Origin of the sequence: Burkholderia sp. EMB26, from assembly GCF_024730645.1 — a bacterium.
GTDB lineage: Bacteria > Pseudomonadota > Gammaproteobacteria > Burkholderiales > Burkholderiaceae > Burkholderia > Burkholderia cenocepacia.
In genome coordinates, this window is sequence record NZ_CP078070.1 from 3,225,333 (window position 1) to 3,247,040 (window position 21,708).

Sequence of the window (21,708 nt, forward strand, 5' to 3'; positions counted from 1 at the left end):
GTCACACCTGGATGGCTTCGGGATCGGTCTTTTCCAGTTCGATCGACGACGCGATCAGCGACAGCCGCGCGACGACGCCGTACATGTAGAAACGGTTCGGCGGCGCGGCGCCCGGCTTGGCGCCTGCATCCGGCAGCGCGGTGTGCTCGAAGCCGAGCGGCACGTAGTGCATGCCCGGCGCGTTCAGGTTCTGGTCGCGCTCGCGGCCGCCGTGCGTGCGGTAGAAGCCGCCGACCACGTAGCGGTCGATCATGTAGACGACCGGCTCGGCCACTTCGTCGCCGACGCGCTCGAACGTGTAGACGCCTTCCTGCACGATCACGTCGCGCACCGCGAGGCCGGCCTTCGATTCGGCCATCTGCGCGCGCTCGGCCTTCGTCATGCGGCCGATCTCGGCCGCGTCGTGCACGGTCATCACGCCACGGCCGGCGGTGCCCGCGTCGGCCTTCACGACGACGTACGGCTTCTCGCTGATCCCGTATTCGCGATACTTGCGCGCGATCTTCTTCAGCACGCCGTCGATCGCGTCGGCGAGCGCCTGCTCGCCTTCATGCGCCTGCCAGTCGACGCCTTCCACGTGCGCGAAATACGGATTCACCATCCACGGATCGACGCCGACCATCTTCGCGAACTTCTTCGCGACGTCGTCGTAGCACGAGAAATGCGTCGACTTGCGGCGCACGGCCCAGCCTGCGTGCAGCGGCGGCAGCAGGTACTGCTCGTGCAGGTTTTCCAGCACGGCCGGGATGCCGGCCGACAGGTCGTTGTTCAGCAGGATCGAGCACGGATCGAAATTCTTCAGGCCGAGGCGGCGCTGCGAACGCTCGAGCGGTTCGAGCACGATCTTCTGGCCGTCGGCCAGCGTGATCGGCGTCATGTCGGTGATGCTCGGGTCGAGCGAGCCGAAGCGCACGTTCAGGCCGGCCTGGCGCATGATCGTCGCGAGGCGCGCGACGTTTTCCAGGTAGAACGCGTTGCGGGTCGGCAGCTCGGGAATCACGAGCAGATTCTTCGCGTCCGGGCAGATTTTCTCGATCGCGGCCATCGCGGCCTGCACGGCGAGCGGCAGCACTTCGGACGGCAAATTGTTGAATGCGCCGGGAAACAGGTTCGCGTCGACGGGCGCCAGCTTGAAGCCGGCATTGCGCAGGTCCACCGAACAATAGAACGGCGGGGTGTGTTCCTGCCATTCGAGCCTGAACCAGCGTTCGATCGCAGGCGTCGCGTCGAGGATCTTCTGCTCGAGTTCGAGCAGCGGACCGTTCAACGCGGTAACGAGGTGGGGAACCATGAATCACTCGCGAGCGGGAGAATGAAGATTGTAGAGCAATTGCCTTGCCCATTTGGGGATTGTTCCCGGCTTCGCAAGGATATCGAGGAACTTTTCGGCTATTGACCCGATAGAGTGAAGGGTTATCCGCTACGGCAGCGGGTGGCAGGAGAAAAAAAGCCCGCCGGGTAGGCGGGCCGAAGTCGCTGCGCTCATTCGGGGCGGGCGCCGTCGTCGCGGCGGCCCGCCGTTGATTCGTGTGACTTATTCCACGTGCTCGCCGTGCAGGATCACGTCGAGACCTTCGCGCTCTTCCTCTTCGGTCACGCGCAGGCCGATCGTCAGGTCGATCAGCTTCAGCAGCACGAAGCTCAGCACGCCGCTGTAGACCAGCGTGATCAGCACGCCCTTGGCCTGCAGCAGCAGGCTGCCGTCGAAGCCGCCGATGTCCTTGACCGCGAATACGCCCGTCAGCAACGCGCCGAGAATCCCGCCGATGCCGTGCACGCCGAACGCGTCGAGCGAATCGTCGTAGCCGAGCTTGGACTTGAGCCAAGTCGCCGACCAGAAGCAGACGACGCCCGCCGCGATACCGATCACCAGTGCGCCCGCCACGCCGACGAAACCGGCGGCCGGCGTGATCGCCACGAGACCCGCGACCGCGCCCGACACGATGCCGAGCACCGACGGCTTGCCCTTCGCGATCCACTCGGCAAACATCCAGCCGAGCGCCGCGCAGGCGGTCGCCACTTGCGTGGTCAGCATCGCGAAGCCGGCACGGCCATCGGCCGCGACCGCGGAGCCCGCGTTGAAGCCGAACCAGCCGACCCACAGCATCGAGCCGCCGATCATCGTCAGCACCAGGTTGTGCGGCGCCATCGATTCACGGCCGTAGCCGACGCGCTTGCCGAGCACGAGGCACGACACGAGGCCCGCGATACCGGCGTTGATGTGCACCACCGTGCCGCCCGCGAAGTCGAGCACGCCGTCGGCCGACAGCCAGCCGGTCGGCTCCCACACCATGTGCGCGATCGGCACGTAGACGATCAGCGACCAGAGCGTCATGAACACGAGCATCGCCGAGAACTTCATCCGGTCGGCGAACGCGCCGCAGATCAGCGCCGGCGTGATGATCGCGAACGTCATCTGGTAGACGAAGTAGACCGATTCCGGAATCGTCGTCGCGAGATGGCTGACCGTCAGCGTCGTCGCCTTGTCGCCCTTGATGTAGTTCATGCCGTGCAGGAACGCGCGCGACAGGCCGCCGATGAAGCCGTTGCCCGGCGTGAACGCGAGGCTGTAGCCGACCACCGTCCACAGCACCGTGATCACCGCGGTGATCGCGAAGCTCTGCATCACGGTCGCGAGCACGTTCTTCTTGCGGACCATGCCCGCGTAGAACAGCGCGAGGCCCGGGATCGTCATGAACAGCACGAGCGCGGTCGACGTCAGCATCCACGCGGTGTCGCCCGCGCTGATCTTCGACGAATCGACCGAGAACGGGGCGGTGGGCGCGGCCGGGGCGGCCGGCGCGGACGCGGCGGCGGCAGCCGATGCGTCGGTCACGCCCGAAGCCGGTGCGGCCGCAGCGGCGGTGGCGGATGCGTCGGCGCTCGGCGCCGAAGCGGCCGGTGCGGCGGCAGCCGATGCGTCGGAAGCGGTGGCGGCAGGCGCGGAACCGGCCGCGGCGGACGCCGCGTCGTCCGCGAGCGCGGAGCCGACGCCGGCCGCGATCAGCGAGCCGGCCATCAGCAGGGACATCAGAAGTTTGCGCATCTTGGGTTTCCTCTTGTCGCTTGTCTTGTGTGTTCTGTTACAGCGCGTCCGCGCCCGTCTCCCCGGTGCGAATCCGGATCACCTGTTCGATCGGCGTGACGAAGATCTTGCCGTCGCCGATCTTGCCCGTGCGCGCGGCCCGCTCGATCGCTTCCACCGCCTGGTCGACGAGATCGTCGGACACGGCCGCCTCGATCTTCATCTTCGGCAGGAAATCGACCACGTATTCGGCGCCGCGATACAGCTCGGTGTGCCCCTTCTGGCGCCCGAACCCTTTCACCTCCGTCACCGTGATGCCCGAGACGCCAAGCGCCGACAGCGCCTCGCGCGTCTCATCGAGCTTGAACGGCTTGATGATTGCGGTAATGAGTTTCATGAAGTCCTCTCGCTGGGTTGTCCCGTCGAATGAGTTGGAATGTTGTAACGGACTCTTCTCAGCAACTCGCATGCCATGTTCGTCCGAACACCGTCTCGAAGGGCTTCGAAGCGGGGTCGCATCCCGTGGTGTAAGGCGCGGAAGCCCGGCCGAATGGCCAACATGGCCCGGTTTGCTGGCGCGGCGAAAGGATCGTTGCTAGAGTGCACGCACGTCCCGGATCGCCGGGCCATTCACCCATGCGGGCGCCATGCCCGGAATTCGCGCCCCGCGCGCACCATTTCCGGTCATGCGTGCATCATGGGCACGTACGCAACTGAAGATGCACATTTTTTGTGCAAGGAAGGGAAATCACATGAAGCAACCCAGCGACGTTTTCAACGATCTGCAGTCGCGCGTCAGCGATTTGCTGAAAAACTCGCCGGCCAAGGACGTCGAGCGCAACGTGAAGGCCATGCTGTCGCAAGGCTTCTCGAAGCTCGATCTCGTCACGCGCGAGGAATTCGACACCCAGGCACAGGTGCTCGCCCGCACCCGCGTGCGCCTCGAGGAACTCGAAAAGCGCGTCGCGGAACTCGAGCAGAAGCTCGCCGCCCCGCAGGCCTGACGCCCCACCCGGCCAAACGGTCCGGGCGCGGGCCGCCTCGTGCGGCCCGCGCCCGCCGCCCCCGAGGCCGATCCCGCTCTTCGTCGTCCGTCGTTCTTCGCAGCACCCTCCGCTCTTCGCAGTCCATCGCTCTTCGCAGTGCGTCGTTCCGCAACACCTCGTTCTTTCCCCGCGCCACGCCGGCAAGCGCGCACCCGATTCCTCCGATTCCCGCGGCATGCGGCCCCGAACGGCCGTCGTCCGCCCGTTCACAGGAGCCTCGCCATGTCGCTCGCCGTGGTGCGCAGTCGCGCGCCCGCCTCCGGCCGCGCGCCGGACGTCACCGTCGAAGTCCATCTCGCCAACGGATTGCCGTCGTTCTCGATCGTCGGGCTGCCCGATCTCGAAGTCCGCGAAAGCCGCGAGCGCGTGCGCGCCGCGCTGCAGAACTGCGGATTCGAATTCCCGGTACGCCGCATCACCGTCAATCTCGCGCCGGCCGACCTGCCGAAGGAATCGGGCCGCTTCGACCTGCCGATCGCGCTCGGCATCCTCGCCGCGAACGGCCAGATCCCGGCCGACGCGCTGGCCGGCCGCGAATTCGCGGGGGAGCTGTCGCTGACGGGCGCACTGCGGCCGATGCGCGGCGCGTTCGCGATGGCGTGCGGCGCCGCGCGGGACTGGCGTGCGGCGGAATCCGGCGCGGGCCTCGCCGGCGGCCCGGGCCCGGATTCCGGCGCCGCGCGCGATTCCGTCGCGACCTCGCGGCCGCCCGAGCTGTACCTGCCGCTCGACAGCGCCGCCGAGGCCGCGCTCGTGCCGGGCGTGACCGTATTCGGTGCGCGCGACCTGCCCGCGCTGTGCGCGCACCTCGCGGATGCGCCGGACGGGCGGCTCACGCCGGTCGCGGCGCCCTGTCTCGACGGCCTGCCGGCGCCCGCCGCGCCCGACCTCGCGGACGTCGTCGGCCAGCGCGGCGCCCGGCGCGCGCTGGAAGTCGCGGCCGCGGGCGGCCATCACATGCTGATGGTCGGGCCGCCCGGCGCCGGCAAGTCGATGCTGGCCGCGCGGCTGGCCGGGCTCCTGCCGCCGCTGACCGACGACGAGGCGCTGACCTCGGCCGCGCTGCTGTCCGCGAGCCGGCTCGGCTTCTCGCCCGCGCAGTGGCGCCGCCGGCCGTTCCGCGCGCCGCATCACTCGTCGAGCGCCGCCGCGCTGGTGGGCGGCCGCAATCCGCCGCAGCCGGGCGAAATCACGCTCGCGCACCTCGGCGTGCTGTTTCTCGACGAACTCCCGGAATTCGACCGGCACGTGCTGGAAATGCTGCGCGAGCCGCTGGAAGCCGGCCGCATCACGATCTCGCGCGCGGCCCAGCAGGCCGACTTCCCCGCCGCGTGCCAGTTGATCGCCGCGATGAACCCGTGCCCGTGCGGCTGGCACGGCGATCCGTCCGGGCGCTGCCGCTGCTCGCCGGACGTGGCCGCCCGCTATCTGCGCAAGCTGTCGGGGCCGCTGCTCGACCGCATCGACATCCAGATCGACCTGCCCGCGCTGTCGCCGGCGGAACTCGCGACCCGCGCGACGGCACCCGGCGAGCCGAGCGCGGCGGTGGCCGCCCGGGTCGCACAGGCGCGGGCGCTGCAGCTCGATCGGCAAGGCAAGACGAATCACATGCTGAGCGGCCGCGAAACCGACGACCTGTGCCGGCCGACCGACGAAGGCGAGCGGCTGCTGCGCGAGGCCGGCGAGCGCTTCGGCTGGTCGGCGCGCGCGTATTTCCGCGTGCTGAAAGTCGCGCGGACGATCGCCGACCTGGCCGGCGACCCGCTGCCGACGGCCGCGCAGATCGCCGAGGCGATCCGCTACCGGCGCGCGCTGACGGCGCTGTGAGCGCGCTGGGAGGACAAAATCAGGCTGTCAAGACTTGACTTATGCACAATTTCGCGAATCCGGCCCCGGTTCGCGACTCGCCGCGGCCTTTGCCGGACGGAATTCGTATCCCGTTGTTTTGATTGATTTTTCTCAAAGGGCGTACGGACGGCCAAACGGGCCGGAAGGCCGTCCGGCGCGGCTCTGCGGGAAATGCGCGCGACTTTTCAACAAAGTTATCCACATGCGCTGTGGATAGCCGAAAAACCCTCGCAAAATCCGGCGATTAGCGTCGAAAGCTGCGAACGAACTTTCAGTTGTCACAGTGTGTCCGGGCGCCGCGCCGGCCGTCGTCAATCGAGTTTGAACGAGCCGAAAAACTGGTCGAGTTGCTCCTGCGCAAGCGGCCCGTCGGCGATCACGACGGCCTGGTACGCATGCCGGCCGCGCGCGGCGAGCCGCGCGACGATCGTCTTGCGCGCGCGATCGCCGCCGGCGGCGGCACCCGTGACGCGCAGCTCGAGCCCGTTCACCGCGCCGCCGGCCGCGAGCGGCACGGGCACCGACGCCGTCTGCGGCACGCCCTCGAGGTTGCGCGACAACCCGGCGCGCAGGAAGTCGAGCGCCGCGCGGCGCGTGTCGTCGCGGTCGTCGGGCAGCGTCAGCGTGCCGACCGCGAACACCGCGCCGTCGACGTGCGCGGCCTGCATCCGCATCGGCATCGACGCGCCGCCGAGCACCACCGGCTGCTGCTCGACGGTCGGCTTCGCCGGCAGGTCGATCGTATAGCCGGCGTCGTTGTGCAGCGTGCGCCAGTCGTACGACGGCGAGCACGCGGCCAGCGCGGCGCTCAGGCAGGCGAGCGCGGCGAAGTGTCGCAGCGGGCGAAAAAGGGGGCGCAACGAATCGGTGACTTCCTTCGGCATGGCGTGGATCGCGGCAGGCAAAACGGCCATTATCCGCCGAACCTGACAACCGGGATGCGGGGCCGCCGCCGGTGCGCGCGCCGCATTCGCGCTAAAATGAGCGCCGAATTTCGACGTCCCTTGCATCGATCCGCGTCATCGACTCCGAGAGCACCAGATGAACACCACGCCCCCCGCCCGCCGCAATACCGGCCCCGTCCGCTATATCGTCGCGGCCGCCGTCGTCGCGGCGATCGCCGTCGCCGGCTTCCTCGCGTTCAACGGCAAGTCCAGCGTGCCGGACGCGACCTTCACGCTGCTGTCGGGCCAGAAGGTCTCGACCGCCGGCGACCTGAAAGGCAAGGTCTATCTCGTGAATTTCTGGGCGACGAGTTGCGCGACCTGCATGCAGGAAATGCCGCAGATGGTCGATACCTACAATCGCTTCAAGGGTCAGGGACTGGAATTCGTCGCGGTCGCGATGAACTACGATCCGCCGATGTACGTCGCGAACTACGCGCAGACGCGCCAGTTGCCGTTCAAGGTCGCGCTCGACGACGGCAGCGTCGCGAAGCAGTTCGGCAACGTGCAGCTCACGCCGACGACCTTCGTCGTCGACAAGGACGGCAAGATCCTGAAGCGCTACGTCGGCGCGCCGCAATTCGCGGAGCTCGACGCACTGCTCAAGAAGGCGCTCGACGGCAACGCGGCCTGAGCGCCGCCCGATCCGGCTCGCAGGCGCGCGCACCGCGCCCTTCCGGCAAGACAACGGACCGCATGACCGGGCAACCCGGTTCCGCGGTCCGTTTGCTTTTCAGCGCTCGGTATCGCCTTTCGCCGACAGCCCGTAGCGCTTCATCTTCTCGTACAGCGTCGCCTTGCCGACGTGCAGCCGGTCGGCCGTTGCCGCGACCGCGCCGCCCGTCTGGTTCAGCGCCTCGGCGATCACCGCGCGCTCGAACTGCTCGATGCGCTCCTTCAGCGTCTGGTCGTTGTCGGCGTCGTCGCCCGCGCCCGTTTCCTGCGGCATGTCGGCCACGCCGAGCACGAAGCGGTCGGCCGCATTGCGCAGTTCGCGCACGTTGCCCGGCCAGTCGCGCTGCATCAGGCTCGCGCGCTGCCGGTCGGTCAGCACCGGCGCGGGCCGCCCGTAGCGCACGGCCGCGTCGAGCATGAAATGCTCGAACAGCGGCACGATGTCCTCGCGGCGCTCGGCGAGCGGCGGCAGCGCGATCGTCACGACGTTGAGCCGGTACAGCAGGTCGCGCCGGAACGTGCCGGCCGCGACGAGTTCGCTCATGTCGCCCTTCGCGGCCGCGACCACGCGGCAGTTCACGCGGATCGGCTGGTTCGAGCCGAGCCGCTCCAGCACACCGTCCTGCAGCACGCGCAGCAGCTTGACCTGCAACGCGAGCGGCATGCTTTCGATTTCGTCGAGAAACAGCGTGCCGCCGGACGCGTATTCGAGCTTGCCGACGCGCCGCTTCGCCGCGCCGGTGAACGCGCCGGGCTCGTAGCCGAACATCTCCGATTCGAACATCGGCTCGGGCAGCGCGCCGCAATTGACCGCGATGAACGGCTTGTCGCGGCGCGGCGACAGCTCGTGCAGGCTGCGCGCGATCAGCTCCTTGCCGGCGCCCGTGTCGCCGTTGATCAGCACCGACGCGTCGGTCGGCGCGACGTTCGCGATCAGCTTGCGCACCTGCTCGATCGCCGGGCTGCGGCCGATGATGCGCGGCGCGACCACGTGCTGCCCGGCCAGTTCGCGCCGCAGCGCGTGGTTCTCGAGCACGAGCTCGCGGCGCTCGAGCGCGCGGCGCACCGTCTCGATCAGGCGCTCGGCCGCGAACGGCTTTTCGATGAAGTCGTACGCGCCGTCGCGCATCGCCTGCACGGCCATCGAGATGTCGCCGTGCCCGGTGACGAGGATCACCGGCACGTCGGGCACGCGCTCGCGGCACTGCGCGAGCACGTCGAGCCCGCTCGCGCCGGGCAGCCGGATGTCGCTGACGACCGCGCCGGCGGTATCCGCGACGATCGCCTTCTCGGCCGCTTCGGCCGACTCGAAGCCGGCGACGTCGAAGCCCGCCAGTTGAAGGCTCTGCACGCTCGCCCGACGCACGAGCGCATCGTCTTCGATATAGATCACTTGCAGCCGGTTGGCCATCTTGGTCACTTGCTCCTGACAGGCCGCGCGGCGCTCGCACGCGGCTCTCGATTGATGCCGGTCGGTCGCCGACCGGGCCTGTTCACGCTAATGCGAACCCGCCGGCTCGGACACGGAGTCCGGATGATGCGTGCGGGCGCGCCGCAGCGTCAAGACGAACAGCGCGCCGCCCGACGGGGCGTTGCGCGCGGTCAGCGCACCGCCCGCGTCGCTCGCGATCGACGACGAGATCGCGAGGCCGAGCCCGAGCCCGCGCCCCATTTCCTTGGTCGTGAAGAACGGCTCGAACAGGCGCGGCAGCAGATCGGGCGCGATCCCGGAGCCGTTGTCACGCACCTCGACCGCGAGCGTCGCGGCCGACACCGCGATCGTCACCTCGATCGCCGGCGCCGCGACGCCGGCCACCGCGTCGAGCGCGTTGCCGAGCAGGTTGATCAGCACCTGTTCGAGGCGCAGATCCTCGCAGCGCGCGACGAGTTCCGGATAGTCGCGCGCCAGGTCGAGCGGCGCATCGCGCGCGGGCGACACGGTCGCGTCCTGCAGCGTCAGCGTGAGCGCGACGCCGCGCAGGCGCTCGTCGAGCAGCGACAGCACGCTGCGCAATGCGCGCACGACGAGGGCCTGCTCGTTGCGCGGCTTCGCGCGGCCGACGAACAGCTTCAGCTGGTTGGTGATCTTGCCCATCCGCTCGGTCAGCGCGGCGATCGCCTCGAGATTCTCGCGCGCGGCGGCCTGCTCGCCGCGATCGAGCAGCACGCGCGTGTTGTCCGAGAAGCTGCGCAGCGCCGCGAGCGGCTGGTTCAGTTCGTGCGTGATGCCGGCCGCCATCTGGCCGAGCGCGGCGAGCTTGCTCGCCTGGATCAGTTCGTCGTGCGCGGCGCGCAGCTCCTGCTCCGCGCGGATCCGGTCGCCGACTTCCTTCTGCAATTGCTCGTTCGCTTCCGACAAATCGGCCGTACGCTCCTCGACGCGCCGGTTCAGCTCCGCGTACGCCTGCTGCAGCAGCGCGCGGCCGCGGATCATCTCGCGCACGCGGGCGCGGCGCATTCGCCAGTAGAACGCCAGCAGCGCGACCGACACGAAGCCGAAGCCGGTGACGATCGTCGCGTTGCGCGCATCGGCATCGATCGGCGCGATCGGCGCGAGCGTGACGAGCAGCCAGTCGGGCTCGCCGATCCGCCGCTTGCTGGCGAGAAAGCGCGGCGCGCGCCGGCCGGCGCCGAGGCGCACGATCTCCGCGTCGGCGCCGAGCGTCTGCTCGACACGCAACGGCAGCGGCGTGACCGGTTGCTGCGCGTACTGGCGCGTTTCGTAGATCGACGCGGCGACCGGTCCCGTGAGCGGGCGCAGCGTGTGGTACTTCCACGCGGGCACCGACGACAGGAACACGACGCCGTGATCGTCCACGACGACGAGCGGCTCGGACGCGTCGGCGCCCTGGAACCATTCGAGGTTGAGCTTCACGACGACGACGCCCGCGATCTTGCCGTCGTGCCACACGGGCTGCGAGATGTAGTAACCGGGGTCGCGCGAGATCGTGCCGATCCCGAAAAAACGGCCGACCTGGCCGTTCATCGCGTCGAGAAAATACGGGCGGAAACGGTATTCGATTCCGACGAAGCTGTCGGGCGCGCGCCAGTTGCTGGCGGCGACGCACAGGCCGTCCGCGCCGATCACGTAGGTGACGGTCGCGTGCGCGTGTTCGTTGAGGTCTTCGAGATAGCGGTTGACGCGCGCGGTGTAGTCGCCGCGCTTGGGCTCCGCGAGCAGATCCTGCACGTACGGATGGCTGCCGAGCAGGTAAGGCAGCGATTCGTAGCGGTCGAGCGTGCTCTTGAGCGCGTTGGTGGTGCGATCGACGCGCACGGCGGCATTGCGCTGCAGCTCGGCGACGCCGCGCTGCCAGGTGAGCGTCCACGTGAGCGCGCACGCCGCGACGAGCGCGGCGGCAAGCACGACGAGGATGAGCAGGCGGCGCGTCACGGTCGAGGCTTCCTGGCGATGCGGATCGCCTATTGTGTCATAGGCCTCCGCCTCGATGCCCCGGGCGCCGCGGGCCGCACGGCCGGCGGGCGGCGCCGCCGCCTGCTCGTTCATCGCGTCAGACGCCGGCCGTCTCGGTCGGCGCGACTTCGCTGCCGCCCTTCAGCGCCTGGCGCAGCTTGTTGCGGTCGAGCTCCTTCTCCCAGGCCGACACGACGACCGTCGCCACGCCGTTGCCGACGATGTTGGTCAGCGCGCGGCATTCGCTCATGAAGCGGTCGATGCCGAGGATCAGCACCATGCCCGACAGCGGGATCGTCGGCACGACGGCCAGCGTCGCGGCGAGCGTGATGAAGCCCGCCCCGGTCACGCCGCTCGCGCCCTTCGACGTCAGCATCGCGACGGCCAGCAGCGTGAGCTGCTGCATCCAGGTCAGCTCGATGTTGGTCGCCTGCGCGATGAACAGCACGGCCATCGTCATGTAGATGTTGGTGCCGTCGAGGTTGAACGAATAGCCCGTCGGCACGACGAGGCCCACGACCGAACGCGAGCAGCCGGCCTTCTCGAGCTTTTCCATCAGTTGCGGCAGCGCGGCTTCCGACGAGCTCGTGCCGAGCACGATCAGCAGCTCTTCCTTGATGTACGACACGAAGCGGATGATCGAGAAGCCGGTGAAGCGCGCGATCGCGCCGAGCACGACGAGCACGAACACGACCGACGTCAGGTAGAACGTGCCGATCAGCTTGAGCAGCGGCACCAGCGAGCCGACGCCGTACTTGCCGATCGTGAACGCCATCGCGCCGAACGCGCCGATCGGGGCCAGCTTCGTGACGATGTGCACGATGCCGAACAGCACCCGCGTCAGGCCGTCGATGAAGTCGGTGACCACACGGCCGCGCTCGCCGAGGTGCGCGAGCACGCTGCCGAACAGCAGCGCGATCAGCAGGATCTGCAGGATTTCACCCTGCGCGAACGCGTCGACCATCGTGTTCGGGATGATGTGCATCAGGAAGTCGACCGTCGACTGCCCGTGCGCCTTCGCCGCGTACGACGCGACGGCCTTGCCGTCGAGCGTCGCCGGATCGATGTTGAAGCCGACGCCCGGACGCAGCAGGTGCGTGGCCGCGAGGCCGAGCAGCAGCGCGAAGGTCGACACGATCTCGAAGTACAGCAGCGCCTTGCCGCCGACGCGGCCGACCTTCTTCATGTCCTCCATGCCGGCGATGCCGGTGACGACCGTACAGAAGATGATCGGACCGATCACCATCTTGATCAGCTTGATGAACCCGTCGCCGAGCGGCTTCATGTCGGTGGCGAGCGCCGGGTAGTAGTGGCCGAGGATCACGCCGACGATGATGGCGAAGATCACCTGCACATAGAGCACTTTGTAGAAGGGTTTCTTCTTCACGATGGTTCCTGCTGAAGTAGATGATGAGCCGGTGGAAACGGCGTCACGCGCGCAGGCGAATGTCTCAGGGGAAAGTCACTCGCCCGCGCGGCTGCCGTGCCGCAACAAGCGATGCCTCAGAACATCCGGAGGGGGAGGAAGGCAGTGGTCATCGGTTGTCTCCTTGGTTTAATAGTCAGGCCGGGGGCCGGCCATGCGCTTTATATTGCAAGGTCGATGCCAGGTTTCCGGAACCCCTCAAGCCGTTGTTTTCATTGTATTTCTCATAATGCGGCAGGCAAGAAAATCCGGGATTCCGGATTTCCGGAAAATATCCGTCCGGCGATCCGGACGGATGTGTCGCTTCGTCAGACGAATCAGTGCCGCACGGCCTGGCTGGCCAGCACGCCGGTCTGCGCGTAGAACTCCTGCTGCGCGAACGCGTCGCGCTCGCGGCGTGCGCGCTCGCCGCGATCCGCGAGCGAACCGATGACGATCCCGACGAACGCGAGCGGCACCGACACGAGCGCAGGGTTGTCGAGGAACACCGGCGCATGCGCGTGGTGCAGCACGTCGACCCACACCGACTTCGACAGCACCGTGAGCGCGACCGCCGACACGAGGCCGAGGCCGCCGCCGAGCACCGCGCCGCGCGTGGTCATCCCGCGCCAGAAGATCGACATCGCGAGCACCGGGAAATTGGCGCTCGCGGCCACCGCCGCGACGAGCCCGACCATGAACGCGACGTTCACGTGCTCGAACAGGATCGACAGCCCGATCGCGACGGCCGACAGCACGATCGTCGCCGCGCGCGAGATCCGCATCTCCAGCCGTTCGTCGGGCTTGCCGCGCGCCCACATCTGCGCATACAGGTCGTGCGAGATCGTCGTCGCGCCGGCGAGCGTCAGGCCCGCGACCACCGCGAGGATCGTCGCGAACGTGACGGCCGCGATGAACCCGTAGAACCAGTTGCCGCCCACTGCCTGCGCGAGCTTCACCGCGACCATGTTGGAGCCGCCGAGCAGGTCGCGCGTCAGGTTGAACGTGCCGTTCGCGCCGAGCCGAAAGAATTCCGGATGCTGCGCGAGCAGCACGATCGCCGAGAAGCCGATCACGAAGGTCAGCAGGTAGAAGTAGCCGATGAAGCCCGTCGCGTAGAGCACCGACTTGCGCGCCTCCTTCGCGTTCGGCACCGTGAAGAAGCGCATCAGGATGTGCGGGAAGCCGGCCGTGCCGAACATCAGCGCGATGCCGAGCGACAGCGCGTTGGCCGGGTCGCGGATCAGCTTGCCGGGCCCCATGATCGACAGCGCGCCCGGATGCACGGCCACCGCGCGGCGGAACATCGCGTCGATGCTGAAGCCGAACTCGCCGAGCGCGAGCACCGCGAGCAGCGACGCGCCGCACAGCAGCAGCACGGCCTTGATCACCTGCACCCAGGTGGTCGCGGTCATCCCGCCGAAGAACACGTAGACGACCATCAGCACGCCGACGATCAGCTCGGCCGTGCCGTACGACAGCCCGAACAGCAACTGGATCAGCTTGCCCGCGCCGACCATCTGCACGACGAGGTACAGCACGACGATGGTCAGCGCGTTCGCCGACGTCAGCAGCCGGATCGGCCGCTGCGCGAAGCGGTACGCGACGACGTCGACGAACGTGAACTTGCCGAGGTTGCGCAGCGGTTCGGCGATCAGGAACATCACGAACGGCCAGCCGACCAGGAAGCCGATCGAATAGATCAGCCCGTCGAAGCCGAACATGAACACCATCCCCGACAGCCCGAGGAACGACGCGGCCGACATGTAGTCGCCGGCGATCGCGAGCCCGTTCTGCAGCCCGGTGATGCCGCCGCCGGCCGTGTAGAAGTCGCGCGTCGAGCGGGTGCGGCGCGCGGCCCAGCGCGTGAGCGCGAGCGTCGCGAACACGAACACGAAGAACATCGCGATCGCGACCGGGTTCAGCTCGACCTTGTCGGGCATCGGGCCGGCGACACCGGTCGCATGGGCGATGGAGGAGACGAGAACGGTCAGCGCGCCGAGCGCGCGCGCAATGCGTCGCATGCGGGCCTCCGTCACGAACGTTGCAGGATCGCGTCGACGCGGCGGTCGAACGCACGGTTCGCGCGCAGCACGTAGCACGCGGTCAGGCCGATCGCGATCAGGATGATCGCGACACCCGCGGCGATCCCGACCGTCGTCGTCGCGCCGCGGTACAGCGGCGCGGCGAGCACGTGCGGCGCAAGCGCGACGAGCAGGATGAAGCCGTAGTAGGTGGCGATCATCAGCGCCGTCAGCGTGAAGCTGAAGCGGCGCCGTGCCCGCACGAGCTGCTGGTAGTCGCGGCGCGCCGTGACCGATTCGATGACGGAAAGCTCCATGGTGTCTCCATTTCCAGCTCGTCATGGCGAGCGGTGTTTTGTGGAATGGTCGGCGCGCGTCGACTGTTCCGCCCGCGCCGCGGCGGTAAATTGAATTACACGACGCGATCCGCGCGCAGCCGCGCGACGTCCTCCGCCGACATCCCGAGCCAGCCGCCGAGCACCGCCTCGGTATCGGCGCCGAGCACCGGCGGCGCGCCGCGCACCGGCAGCCGCGCGCCGTCGAAGCGGTACGGCGGCGCAAGCACGTCGACGCCGCCCGCGACCGGATGCGGCTGCCGCGTGACGAGCCCGGCACTCGTCGCACGTTCGGACGTCAGCGCTTCGTGCAGCCCGAGCACTTCGCCGCACGGGATGCCCGCATCGGCGAGCGCGGCGAGCAGCGTCGCGCGCGACCGGCGTGCCAGTTCGCGACGAATCTCGGGCAGCAGGTCCGCACGATTCTCCGAGCGGCCGAGGTTGGTCCTGTAGCGTTCGTCCGCCGCCAGGTCGGGACGCTCGATCGCGTCGCAAAAGCGTGCGAACTGCGTGTTGTTGCCGACCGTGATCACGAGCGGGCCGTCGGCCGCGTCGAACACGCCGTACGGCACGATCGACGGGTGCGCGTTGCCGTAGCGCGGCGGGTCCTCGCCCATCAGCAGCGCGTCGAGCCCGTAGTACGCGGTGATCATCAGCCCGCAGTCGAACAGCGCCATCTCGATGCGCCGCCCGCGCCCGGTCGCATGGCGTTCGTACAACGCGGCCAGGATCGCCTGCGCCGAATACATGCCGGTGAACAGGTCGACCGCCGCGACGCCGAACTTCAGCGGCGGCTGGCCGGCCTCGCCGTTCAGCGCCATCAGCCCGGCCTCGCCCTGCACCACGAGGTCGTAGCCGGGCCGCGCGGCCTCGGCGCCCGATCGGTCGTAACCCGAAATCGCGCAGTGCACGAGGCGCGGGTTCAGCCCGGCCAGCGCGTCGTAGCCGAGGCCGAGCTTCTCCGCGCCGCCGAGCTTGAAGTTGTGGATCAGCACGTCGGCCTGCGCGGCCAGCTCGCGCGCGATGCGCTGGCCGGCTTCCGTCTGCAGGTCGACGCAGATCGACCGCTTGCTGCGGTTCACGCTGTTGAAATACGTGGTTTCGGTGTCGCCGATCCGCAGCCCCCAGTCGCGCGTATCGTCGCCGCGCGCCGGGTGCTCGACCTTGATCACTTCCGCACCGAAATCGGCCAGCACCATCGCGCACCACGGGCCGGCCAGCACGCGCGAGAAATCGAGCACCTTCACGCCCGCCAGCGGCAACGCGCACCGTTCGTTCGTCATCCTTGTCTCCTCCATTCGCGTTTTCGCCGTTACTGTTTCGACAGCGCGATGTAGCGCGCGAGATGATGATCCTCGTCACCGAGCTGGTGATCGATCATCACCAGCCGCTTCGCGTAGTGCGACAGCGGCAACTCCCACGTCATCCCGATCCCGCCGTGCAGCTGGATGCTTTCCTCGGCGACGAGCGTGCCGATCCGGCCGATGCTGTATTTCGCCGCCGCGAGCGCGCGCTCGCGCACCGCGCGCGGCGCGTCGAGCTGCGCGGCCGCGTTGATCACGGCCGAGCGCGCCTGCTCGACTTCGAGCAGCAGGTCGGCCATCCGGTGCTGCAGCGCCTGGAAGCTGCCGATCGGCAAACCGAACTGCTTGCGCGTGCGCAGGTAGTCGAGCGTGTGCTCCTTCGCGACGTCCATCGCGCCGAGCGCTTCCGCCGACAGCGCGAGCAGCCCGTAGCCGAGCACGCGTTCGAGCAGCTCGGCGCCCGCTTCGCCGTCGAGCGCCTCCGGCGCGCCGAGCGCGGCGTCGGCCGGCAGCGCGACACGCTCCAAGCGCACTTCGGCCGCGCGGCCGCCGTCGATCTTCCGGTAGTCGCGCAGCGACACGCCCGGCGCATCGGCCGGCACGACGAACAGGCCGATGCCGGCCGCGTCGTCGTCGTTGCCGGACACGCGCGCGCTGACGACGAAGAACGCCGCCTGCGCGGCCTGGTCGACGACACCTTTCGCGCCGGTCAGCACCCAGCCGTCGCCGGACCGTTCGGCGCGCGTGCGCACGGTCGTCAGTTCATAGTGCGAGCCCGGTTCGTCGTGCGCGAACGCGGCGCTCGCGCTGCCGTCGATCAATGCGGCGAGCCGGTCGCGATGCGCATCGCCGCCGGCGAGCGACAGCGCGCGGCCCGCGAGCAGCGCGCCGAGGAACGGCTCGACGACGAGCCCGCGCCCGAGGCATTCGAACACCACGGCGATGTCGAAGCCCGCGCCGCCGAAGCCGCCGTCGGCTTCGGCAAACAGCGCGCCGACCGTGCCGAGTTCGGCGAAGCGCTGCCACATCGCGCGGTCGAAGCCTTCGGCCGACTGCGCGATGCGGTCGCGCACCGGGAACGCGTACTGTTCGGCGATGAAGCGGTTCAACGTGTCCGCCAGCATCCGGCGGTCTTCTGTGTGCTGGAAATCCATCGTCGCGTCCCTCGTTACAGCCCGAGCATCATCTTCGCGATGATGTTCTTCTGGATCTCGTTCGAGCCGCCGAAGATCGACAGCTTGCGGTTGTTGAAATACTGCTGCGCGGCGCTCGCGGCTTCTTCCGGGCCGACCGGTTCGCCGTCGTAATCGGCGTCGAGCGCGTCGTCGACGAACGGCTGCGCGTACGGCCCCATCGCGCGCCGCATCAGCGCGGTGATCTCCTGGCGGATCTGCGTGCCGCGAATCTTCAGCATCGAGCTTTCCGCGCCCGGCACGCCGCCGCCCGCGACCGCGGCCAGCACGCGCAGGTTGGTCGTGCGCATGTTTTCCAGCTCGATCTCGACGCGCGCGAGCCGCGCCGCGAAGAACGGATCGTCCGCGAGCGGCCGGCCGTTCTTGGTGACCTTCGCGGCCACCGCGCGCAGCCGGTCGAGCGCGGCGGTCGAGAAGCCGATCCCCGCGATGTTGGTGCGCTCGTACGTGAGCAGGTATTTCGCGTAGGTCCAGCCGCGATTCTCTTCGCCGACCAGGTTCTCGACCGGCACGCGCACGTCGGTGAAGAACACTTCGTTCACCTCGTGCTCGCCGTCGAGCGTGATGATCGGACGCACGTCGACGCCCGGCGTATTCATGTCGATCAGCAGGAAGCTGATGCCTTCCTGCTTGCGCACGTCGGTCGCGGTGCGCACGAGGCAGAAGATCATGTTCGCGTAGTGGCCGAGCGTGGTCCACGTCTTCTGGCCGTTCACGACGTAGTGATCGCCGTGGCGCACCGCGCTCGTCTTCACCGACGCGAGATCGGAGCCGGCGCCCGGCTCCGAGTAGCCCTGACACCACCAGTCGGTGCCGTCGAGGATGCGCGGCAGCCAGTGGCGCTTCTGCGCGTCGTTGCCGTACTTGATCAGCACCGGGCCGAGCATGTTCACGCCGAACGGCACGATGCGCGGCGCGCCGGCGAGCGCACATTCGTTGTCGAACAGGAATTTCTGCGCGACGCTCCAGCCGGGGCCGCCGTATTCGCGCGGCCAGTGGCTCGCGAGCCAGCCGCGCGCGTTGAGGATCGCGTGCCATTCGCGCATGTCGTCGCGCGTCAGGTGCAGGCCGCCCTTCACCTTGCGCGCGGTGCACGCCGGCAGTTCGGCGGCGAGGAAGCGCTGCACTTCAGCGCGAAAGGCTTCCTCTTCGGGAGTGAAATCGAGGTCCATCTTCGGTCCGTGGCAAATGCGGTTGGCGTTCAGTCGATGTGGTTCAGGCTCGCGAAATCCGCGCCGCGCGCGACGAGATCGACGAGCAGCGGCGACGGCTTCCAGAACAGCGGATCGTCCTTCGCGAACGTGCGGATGTCGGCGAGCACGTTCGCGAGGCCGAGCGTGTCCGCGTAGTGCATCGGGCCGCCGCGATAGCGCGGGAAGCCGTAGCCGTGCAGGAACACCGCGTCGACGTCGAGCGGGCGCAGCGCGATCTTCTCGTGCACGACGTTCGCGCCTTCGTTGATCATCGCGGCGAGGTAGCGGCGCAGGATCTCGTCGTCGGTGAACGTGCGCGGCGTGATGCCCTTCTTCGCGCGTTCTTCCGCGACGATCGCGTCGACTTCCGGGTCGGGCGTGCCGACGCGCGCGCCGTCCAGATACAGGTAGTAGCCGCGGCCGGTCTTCTGCCCGAACCAGCCGCGCTCGCACAGCCGGTCGGAAATCTCCACGTAGCGCGCATTCGGATCGCGCGTCGCCGCGCGGCGCTTGCGGGTCGCCCAGCCGATGTCGCCGCCCGCGAGGTCGACGACCTGGAACGGCCCCATCGGGAAGCCGAATTCGCGCACCGCGCGATCGATCTGGTACGGCGACGCGCCGTCTTCCATCAGGTAGTCGGCCGCCGTCCGGTAGACGGCGAGGATCCGGTTGCCGATGAAGCCGTCGCATACGCCCGCGCGCACCGGCGTCTTCTTCAACTGCCGGGCCAGCGCGAACGCGGTCGCGACGACGTCCGGGCTCACGCGCGCCGGCACGACGATCTCGAGCAGCTTCATCACGTTGGCCGGCGAGAAGAAATGCAGGCCGATCACGTCGGCCGGCCGGTCGATGCTCGCGGCGAGCGCGTCGATGTCGAGATACGACGTGTTGGTCGCGAGCACCGCGCCCGGCTTGCACACGCGGGCGAGTTCGGCGAACACGGCCTGCTTCACGGCCATGTCCTCGAATACGGCTTCGATCACGACGTCGACCTGCGCGAGCGCGTCGTACGACGTGCTGCCCTTGAAGCGCGCGAGGCGCGCCGCGTGCGCGGCGGGCGTCATCCGCCCTTTCGCGACGAGGCCGTCGTACACCTTCTCGACGTGCGCCCGGCCGCGCGCGAGCGAGGCTTCGTCGCGCTCGATCATCGTCACCGGCAGCCCGGCGTCGAGCGCCGCGACCGCGATGCCCGCGCCCATCGTGCCGCCGCCGACCACGCCGATCCGCCCGACCGGCCGTGCGCTCGCGCGTCGCGCCTCGGGCGCCTTCGCCGCCTCGCGTTCCGCGAAGAACGCATGCACGAGGCCCGCGCGCTGCGGGCTGTCCAGACATTGCAGGAACAGGCTGCGTTCGAACTTCATTCCCGCGTCGAACGACTGCGTGAGCGCGGCCTCGACCGCGTCGACGATCTTCGCCGGCGAGAACAGGCCGCGCGACTTCTTCGGCAATTCGGCGCGGGCCGCGTCGATCGCCGCCTGCGCGGCCGTGCGGTCCGCCAGGCCCTGCGCATCGCGCGTGCGGCGCACCGGTGCGCCGAGCGACACGAGTTCCTGCGCATAGGCGAGCCCTTCGGCGAGCGTGTCGTCGCTGTGCGCGACGCGATCGACGAGGCCGAGCGCGAGCGCTTCCTCCGCGCTCGCATGACGGCCCGTCAGCATCAGGTCGAGCGCGGCCTTCGCGCCGATCAGGCGCGGCGCGCGCTGCGTGCCGCCCGCGCCGGGCAGCAGGCCGAGCGTCACTTCGGGCAGCCCGAGTTTCGCGCCGGGCACCGCGAGCCGGTAATGCGCGGCCAGCGCGACTTCGAGGCCACCGCCGAGCGTCGCGCCGTGCAGCGCGACCACGACCGGCTTCGTGCCGGACTCGATCCGCTCGCACACGTCGGGCAGCGACGGCGGCACCGGCGGCTTGCCGAATTCGCGGATGTCGGCGCCCGCGATGAAGTTGCGGCCGGCGCCGACGATCAGCACCGCGCGGATCGCGTCGTCGGCCTGCGCGGCGTCGATCGCGTCGGCGAGGCCGCGCCGCACGTCGGCGGACAGCGCGTTGACGGGCGGATGGTCGATCGTGACGACGAGCACCTTGTCGCGCCGCTCGCGCGTGACGGTGCCGGTTGGGGGCGTGGCGGGGGAATTCATGGCGTCTCCTGTCGAAGCTGTCGATGCAGCAGGCATGACCCGATTCTCGATTGATCGAGATTCATTGACAATTCCCGCACGCCTTTACAAGCTGTCAAGTCTGACTTGACACTGGATGCTTTCCGACCGTTAAAAGGGCCGGATCAGGAGAACACGGGCATGGACCTGAACGCGCTGACGCTGCTCGTCGAGATCCTCGACGCCGGCAATCTCAGCAAGGCCGCGCAGCGGCTCAAGATGAGCCGGGCGAACGTCAGTTACCGGCTCAACCAGCTCGAGCGCTCGATCGGCCAGCAACTGGTGCGGCGCACGACGCGGCGCATGGAGCCGACCGAGATCGGGCTGAAGCTGTACGAACACGGCCGGCGCATCCGCAACGAACTGCTCGCCGCGCAGGAATCGGTGACGACGCTCGGGCAGGACCTGCAGGGCCGCGTGCGGCTGTCGGTGCCGAGCGGCTACGGGCAGATCGTGATGTCCGAATGGCTGCTCGCGTTCAAGCGGCGGCATCCGGGCATCGTGCTCGACGTGGTGTTCGAGAATCGCGTGGAAGACCTGATGCGCGACGAAGTCGACATCGCGATCCGCGTGATGTCCGAGCCGCCGCAGAACCTGGTCGCGCGCGACATGGGCGCGGTGCGCTACGTCGCGTGCGCGTCGCCCGCGTTCGCGGCCGCGCACGGGATGCCGGCGAGCCTCGGCGCGCTGGCCGCCGCGCCGGTCGTCACCGCGACGGTGATGGGCCGGCAGCTCCGCATCGCCGCCTATCTCGGCGACGAACGCCACGAGGTGCTGCTCGAACCGACGCTGATTTCGGAGAACTTCCTGTTCCTGCGCCAGGCGATCCTCGCGGGGATCGGCGTCGGCATCGTGCCCGACTACGTGATGCAGGACGACCTGCGGCACGGCGCCGTCGTCACGTCGCTCGACGCGTACCGGCTCAGCATCTTCGGCACCCACATGTACATGCTGTACATGCCGAATCGCCACCACACGCGCGCGACCTCGACGTTCATAGAGTTCATCCTCGAACAGGCCGGAAAGACCGGCCGGGGCGGGCCCGGCGGGATGCGTCAGGGTTTCCTGTCGGATGACAAGCCGCCGGGCGCGCGGCGACAATAGCGCGCCGGGGCGGGCAGCGCCGTTGCGCCCGCGCCGACGTCCAC

General features: G+C 68.8%; 17 protein-coding genes. 4 read left to right on the forward strand and 13 right to left on the reverse strand.

Features of this window, described 5'->3' with window-relative positions:
- Nucleotide 1 precedes the first annotated feature (1 nt).
- The 3 genes from gshA to KU887_RS15225 form a co-directional block, all read right to left on the reverse strand.
- A complete protein-coding gene (gene gshA, locus KU887_RS15215; RefSeq protein WP_006477713.1) occupies nucleotides 2-1,291 on the reverse strand; it encodes a glutamate--cysteine ligase in 1,290 nt (429 codons plus the stop codon).
- A 243-nt stretch (nucleotides 1,292-1,534) separates the two neighbouring features.
- A complete protein-coding gene (locus tag KU887_RS15220; RefSeq protein WP_062911164.1) occupies nucleotides 1,535-3,046 on the reverse strand; it encodes an ammonium transporter in 1,512 nt (503 codons plus the stop codon).
- Between the two features lie 37 nt (nucleotides 3,047-3,083).
- On the reverse strand, nucleotides 3,084-3,422 hold the full coding sequence (locus tag KU887_RS15225; RefSeq protein ID WP_006398175.1) for a P-II family nitrogen regulator: 339 nt from the start codon (nucleotides 3,420-3,422) through the stop codon (nucleotides 3,084-3,086).
- A gap of 355 nt (nucleotides 3,423-3,777) precedes the next feature.
- Here KU887_RS15225 and KU887_RS15230 point away from each other — a divergent pair, with 355 nt between their 5' ends.
- Nucleotides 3,778-4,029: an accessory factor UbiK family protein gene (locus KU887_RS15230; protein ID WP_006489451.1), complete on the forward strand. Its 252-nt coding sequence runs from the start codon at nucleotides 3,778-3,780 to the stop codon at nucleotides 4,027-4,029.
- Between the two features lie 264 nt (nucleotides 4,030-4,293).
- Nucleotides 4,294-5,898: a YifB family Mg chelatase-like AAA ATPase gene (locus KU887_RS15235; protein ID WP_069353184.1), complete on the forward strand. Its 1,605-nt coding sequence runs from the start codon at nucleotides 4,294-4,296 to the stop codon at nucleotides 5,896-5,898.
- A 332-nt stretch (nucleotides 5,899-6,230) separates the two neighbouring features.
- Here KU887_RS15235 and KU887_RS15240 read toward each other — a convergent pair whose 3' ends face one another.
- The gene (locus KU887_RS15240; RefSeq protein WP_080323073.1) at nucleotides 6,231-6,803 is read right to left on the reverse strand and encodes a hypothetical protein; all 573 of its coding nucleotides are present in this window, start codon (nucleotides 6,801-6,803) and stop codon (nucleotides 6,231-6,233) included.
- A gap of 157 nt (nucleotides 6,804-6,960) precedes the next feature.
- Here KU887_RS15240 and KU887_RS15245 point away from each other — a divergent pair, with 157 nt between their 5' ends.
- On the forward strand, nucleotides 6,961-7,497 hold the full coding sequence (locus KU887_RS15245; RefSeq protein ID WP_258250462.1) for a peroxiredoxin: 537 nt from the start codon (nucleotides 6,961-6,963) through the stop codon (nucleotides 7,495-7,497).
- Between the two features lie 99 nt (nucleotides 7,498-7,596).
- On the opposite strand, the gene KU887_RS15250 is transcribed toward KU887_RS15245, so the two are convergent.
- From KU887_RS15250 to KU887_RS15290, 9 genes are all read right to left on the reverse strand, one after another.
- Nucleotides 7,597-8,949 (reverse strand): sigma-54 dependent transcriptional regulator, encoded by a 1,353-nt coding sequence (locus KU887_RS15250; RefSeq protein WP_006499057.1) that lies wholly within the window; start codon nucleotides 8,947-8,949, stop codon nucleotides 7,597-7,599.
- A gap of 87 nt (nucleotides 8,950-9,036) precedes the next feature.
- Nucleotides 9,037-11,046, reverse strand: coding sequence for an ATP-binding protein (locus KU887_RS15255; RefSeq protein ID WP_034201332.1), 2,010 nt, complete (start codon nucleotides 11,044-11,046; stop codon nucleotides 9,037-9,039).
- A 4-nt stretch (nucleotides 11,047-11,050) separates the two neighbouring features.
- The gene (locus KU887_RS15260; protein WP_006490818.1) at nucleotides 11,051-12,340 is read right to left on the reverse strand and encodes a dicarboxylate/amino acid:cation symporter; all 1,290 of its coding nucleotides are present in this window, start codon (nucleotides 12,338-12,340) and stop codon (nucleotides 11,051-11,053) included.
- A gap of 356 nt (nucleotides 12,341-12,696) precedes the next feature.
- Nucleotides 12,697-14,382: a cation acetate symporter gene (locus tag KU887_RS15265; protein ID WP_258250463.1), complete on the reverse strand. Its 1,686-nt coding sequence runs from the start codon at nucleotides 14,380-14,382 to the stop codon at nucleotides 12,697-12,699.
- A gap of 11 nt (nucleotides 14,383-14,393) precedes the next feature.
- Nucleotides 14,394-14,699, reverse strand: coding sequence for a DUF485 domain-containing protein (locus KU887_RS15270; protein WP_006477703.1), 306 nt, complete (start codon nucleotides 14,697-14,699; stop codon nucleotides 14,394-14,396).
- A gap of 95 nt (nucleotides 14,700-14,794) precedes the next feature.
- A complete protein-coding gene (locus KU887_RS15275; RefSeq protein WP_258250464.1) occupies nucleotides 14,795-16,000 on the reverse strand; it encodes a CaiB/BaiF CoA-transferase family protein in 1,206 nt (401 codons plus the stop codon).
- Nucleotides 16,001-16,029: 29 nt separating this feature from the next.
- Entirely contained in the window at nucleotides 16,030-17,175 is a 1,146-nt protein-coding gene (locus tag KU887_RS15280; protein WP_006499061.1) for an acyl-CoA dehydrogenase family protein, read from the reverse strand.
- A gap of 14 nt (nucleotides 17,176-17,189) precedes the next feature.
- Nucleotides 17,190-18,386, reverse strand: a complete 1,197-nt coding sequence (locus tag KU887_RS15285) for an acyl-CoA dehydrogenase family protein (RefSeq protein ID WP_060210978.1) — start codon at nucleotides 18,384-18,386, stop codon at nucleotides 17,190-17,192.
- 29 nt (nucleotides 18,387-18,415) lie between these two features.
- The gene (locus KU887_RS15290) at nucleotides 18,416-20,542 is read right to left on the reverse strand and encodes a 3-hydroxyacyl-CoA dehydrogenase NAD-binding domain-containing protein (protein ID WP_062911161.1); all 2,127 of its coding nucleotides are present in this window, start codon (nucleotides 20,540-20,542) and stop codon (nucleotides 18,416-18,418) included.
- Nucleotides 20,543-20,701: 159 nt separating this feature from the next.
- Here KU887_RS15290 and KU887_RS15295 point away from each other — a divergent pair, with 159 nt between their 5' ends.
- The gene (locus KU887_RS15295; protein WP_006485246.1) at nucleotides 20,702-21,664 is read left to right on the forward strand and encodes a LysR family transcriptional regulator; all 963 of its coding nucleotides are present in this window, start codon (nucleotides 20,702-20,704) and stop codon (nucleotides 21,662-21,664) included.
- The last annotated feature ends 44 nt before the right edge of the window (nucleotides 21,665-21,708 follow it).

Bases quoted from the DNA above. Each gene is read 5' to 3' on its own strand.
- gshA (WP_006477713.1), bottom strand. From the start codon at position 1,291: ATGGTTCCCCACCTCGTTACCGCGTTGAACGGTCCGCTGCTCGAACTC.
- KU887_RS15220 (WP_062911164.1), bottom strand. From the start codon at position 3,046: ATGCGCAAACTTCTGATGTCCCTGCTGATGGCCGGCTCGCTGATCGCG.
- KU887_RS15225 (WP_006398175.1), bottom strand. From the start codon at position 3,422: ATGAAACTCATTACCGCAATCATCAAGCCGTTCAAGCTCGATGAGACG.
- KU887_RS15230 (WP_006489451.1), top strand. From the start codon at position 3,778: ATGAAGCAACCCAGCGACGTTTTCAACGATCTGCAGTCGCGCGTCAGC.
- KU887_RS15235 (WP_069353184.1), top strand. From the start codon at position 4,294: ATGTCGCTCGCCGTGGTGCGCAGTCGCGCGCCCGCCTCCGGCCGCGCG.
- KU887_RS15240 (WP_080323073.1), bottom strand. From the start codon at position 6,803: ATGCCGAAGGAAGTCACCGATTCGTTGCGCCCCCTTTTTCGCCCGCTG.
- KU887_RS15245 (WP_258250462.1), top strand. From the start codon at position 6,961: ATGAACACCACGCCCCCCGCCCGCCGCAATACCGGCCCCGTCCGCTAT.
- KU887_RS15250 (WP_006499057.1), bottom strand. From the start codon at position 8,949: ATGGCCAACCGGCTGCAAGTGATCTATATCGAAGACGATGCGCTCGTG.
- KU887_RS15255 (WP_034201332.1), bottom strand. From the start codon at position 11,046: ATGAACGAGCAGGCGGCGGCGCCGCCCGCCGGCCGTGCGGCCCGCGGC.
- KU887_RS15265 (WP_258250463.1), bottom strand. From the start codon at position 14,382: ATGCGACGCATTGCGCGCGCGCTCGGCGCGCTGACCGTTCTCGTCTCC.
- KU887_RS15270 (WP_006477703.1), bottom strand. From the start codon at position 14,699: ATGGAGCTTTCCGTCATCGAATCGGTCACGGCGCGCCGCGACTACCAG.
- KU887_RS15275 (WP_258250464.1), bottom strand. From the start codon at position 16,000: ATGACGAACGAACGGTGCGCGTTGCCGCTGGCGGGCGTGAAGGTGCTC.
- KU887_RS15280 (WP_006499061.1), bottom strand. From the start codon at position 17,175: ATGGATTTCCAGCACACAGAAGACCGCCGGATGCTGGCGGACACGTTG.
- KU887_RS15285 (WP_060210978.1), bottom strand. From the start codon at position 18,386: ATGGACCTCGATTTCACTCCCGAAGAGGAAGCCTTTCGCGCTGAAGTG.
- KU887_RS15290 (WP_062911161.1), bottom strand. From the start codon at position 20,542: ATGAATTCCCCCGCCACGCCCCCAACCGGCACCGTCACGCGCGAGCGG.
- KU887_RS15295 (WP_006485246.1), top strand. From the start codon at position 20,702: ATGGACCTGAACGCGCTGACGCTGCTCGTCGAGATCCTCGACGCCGGC.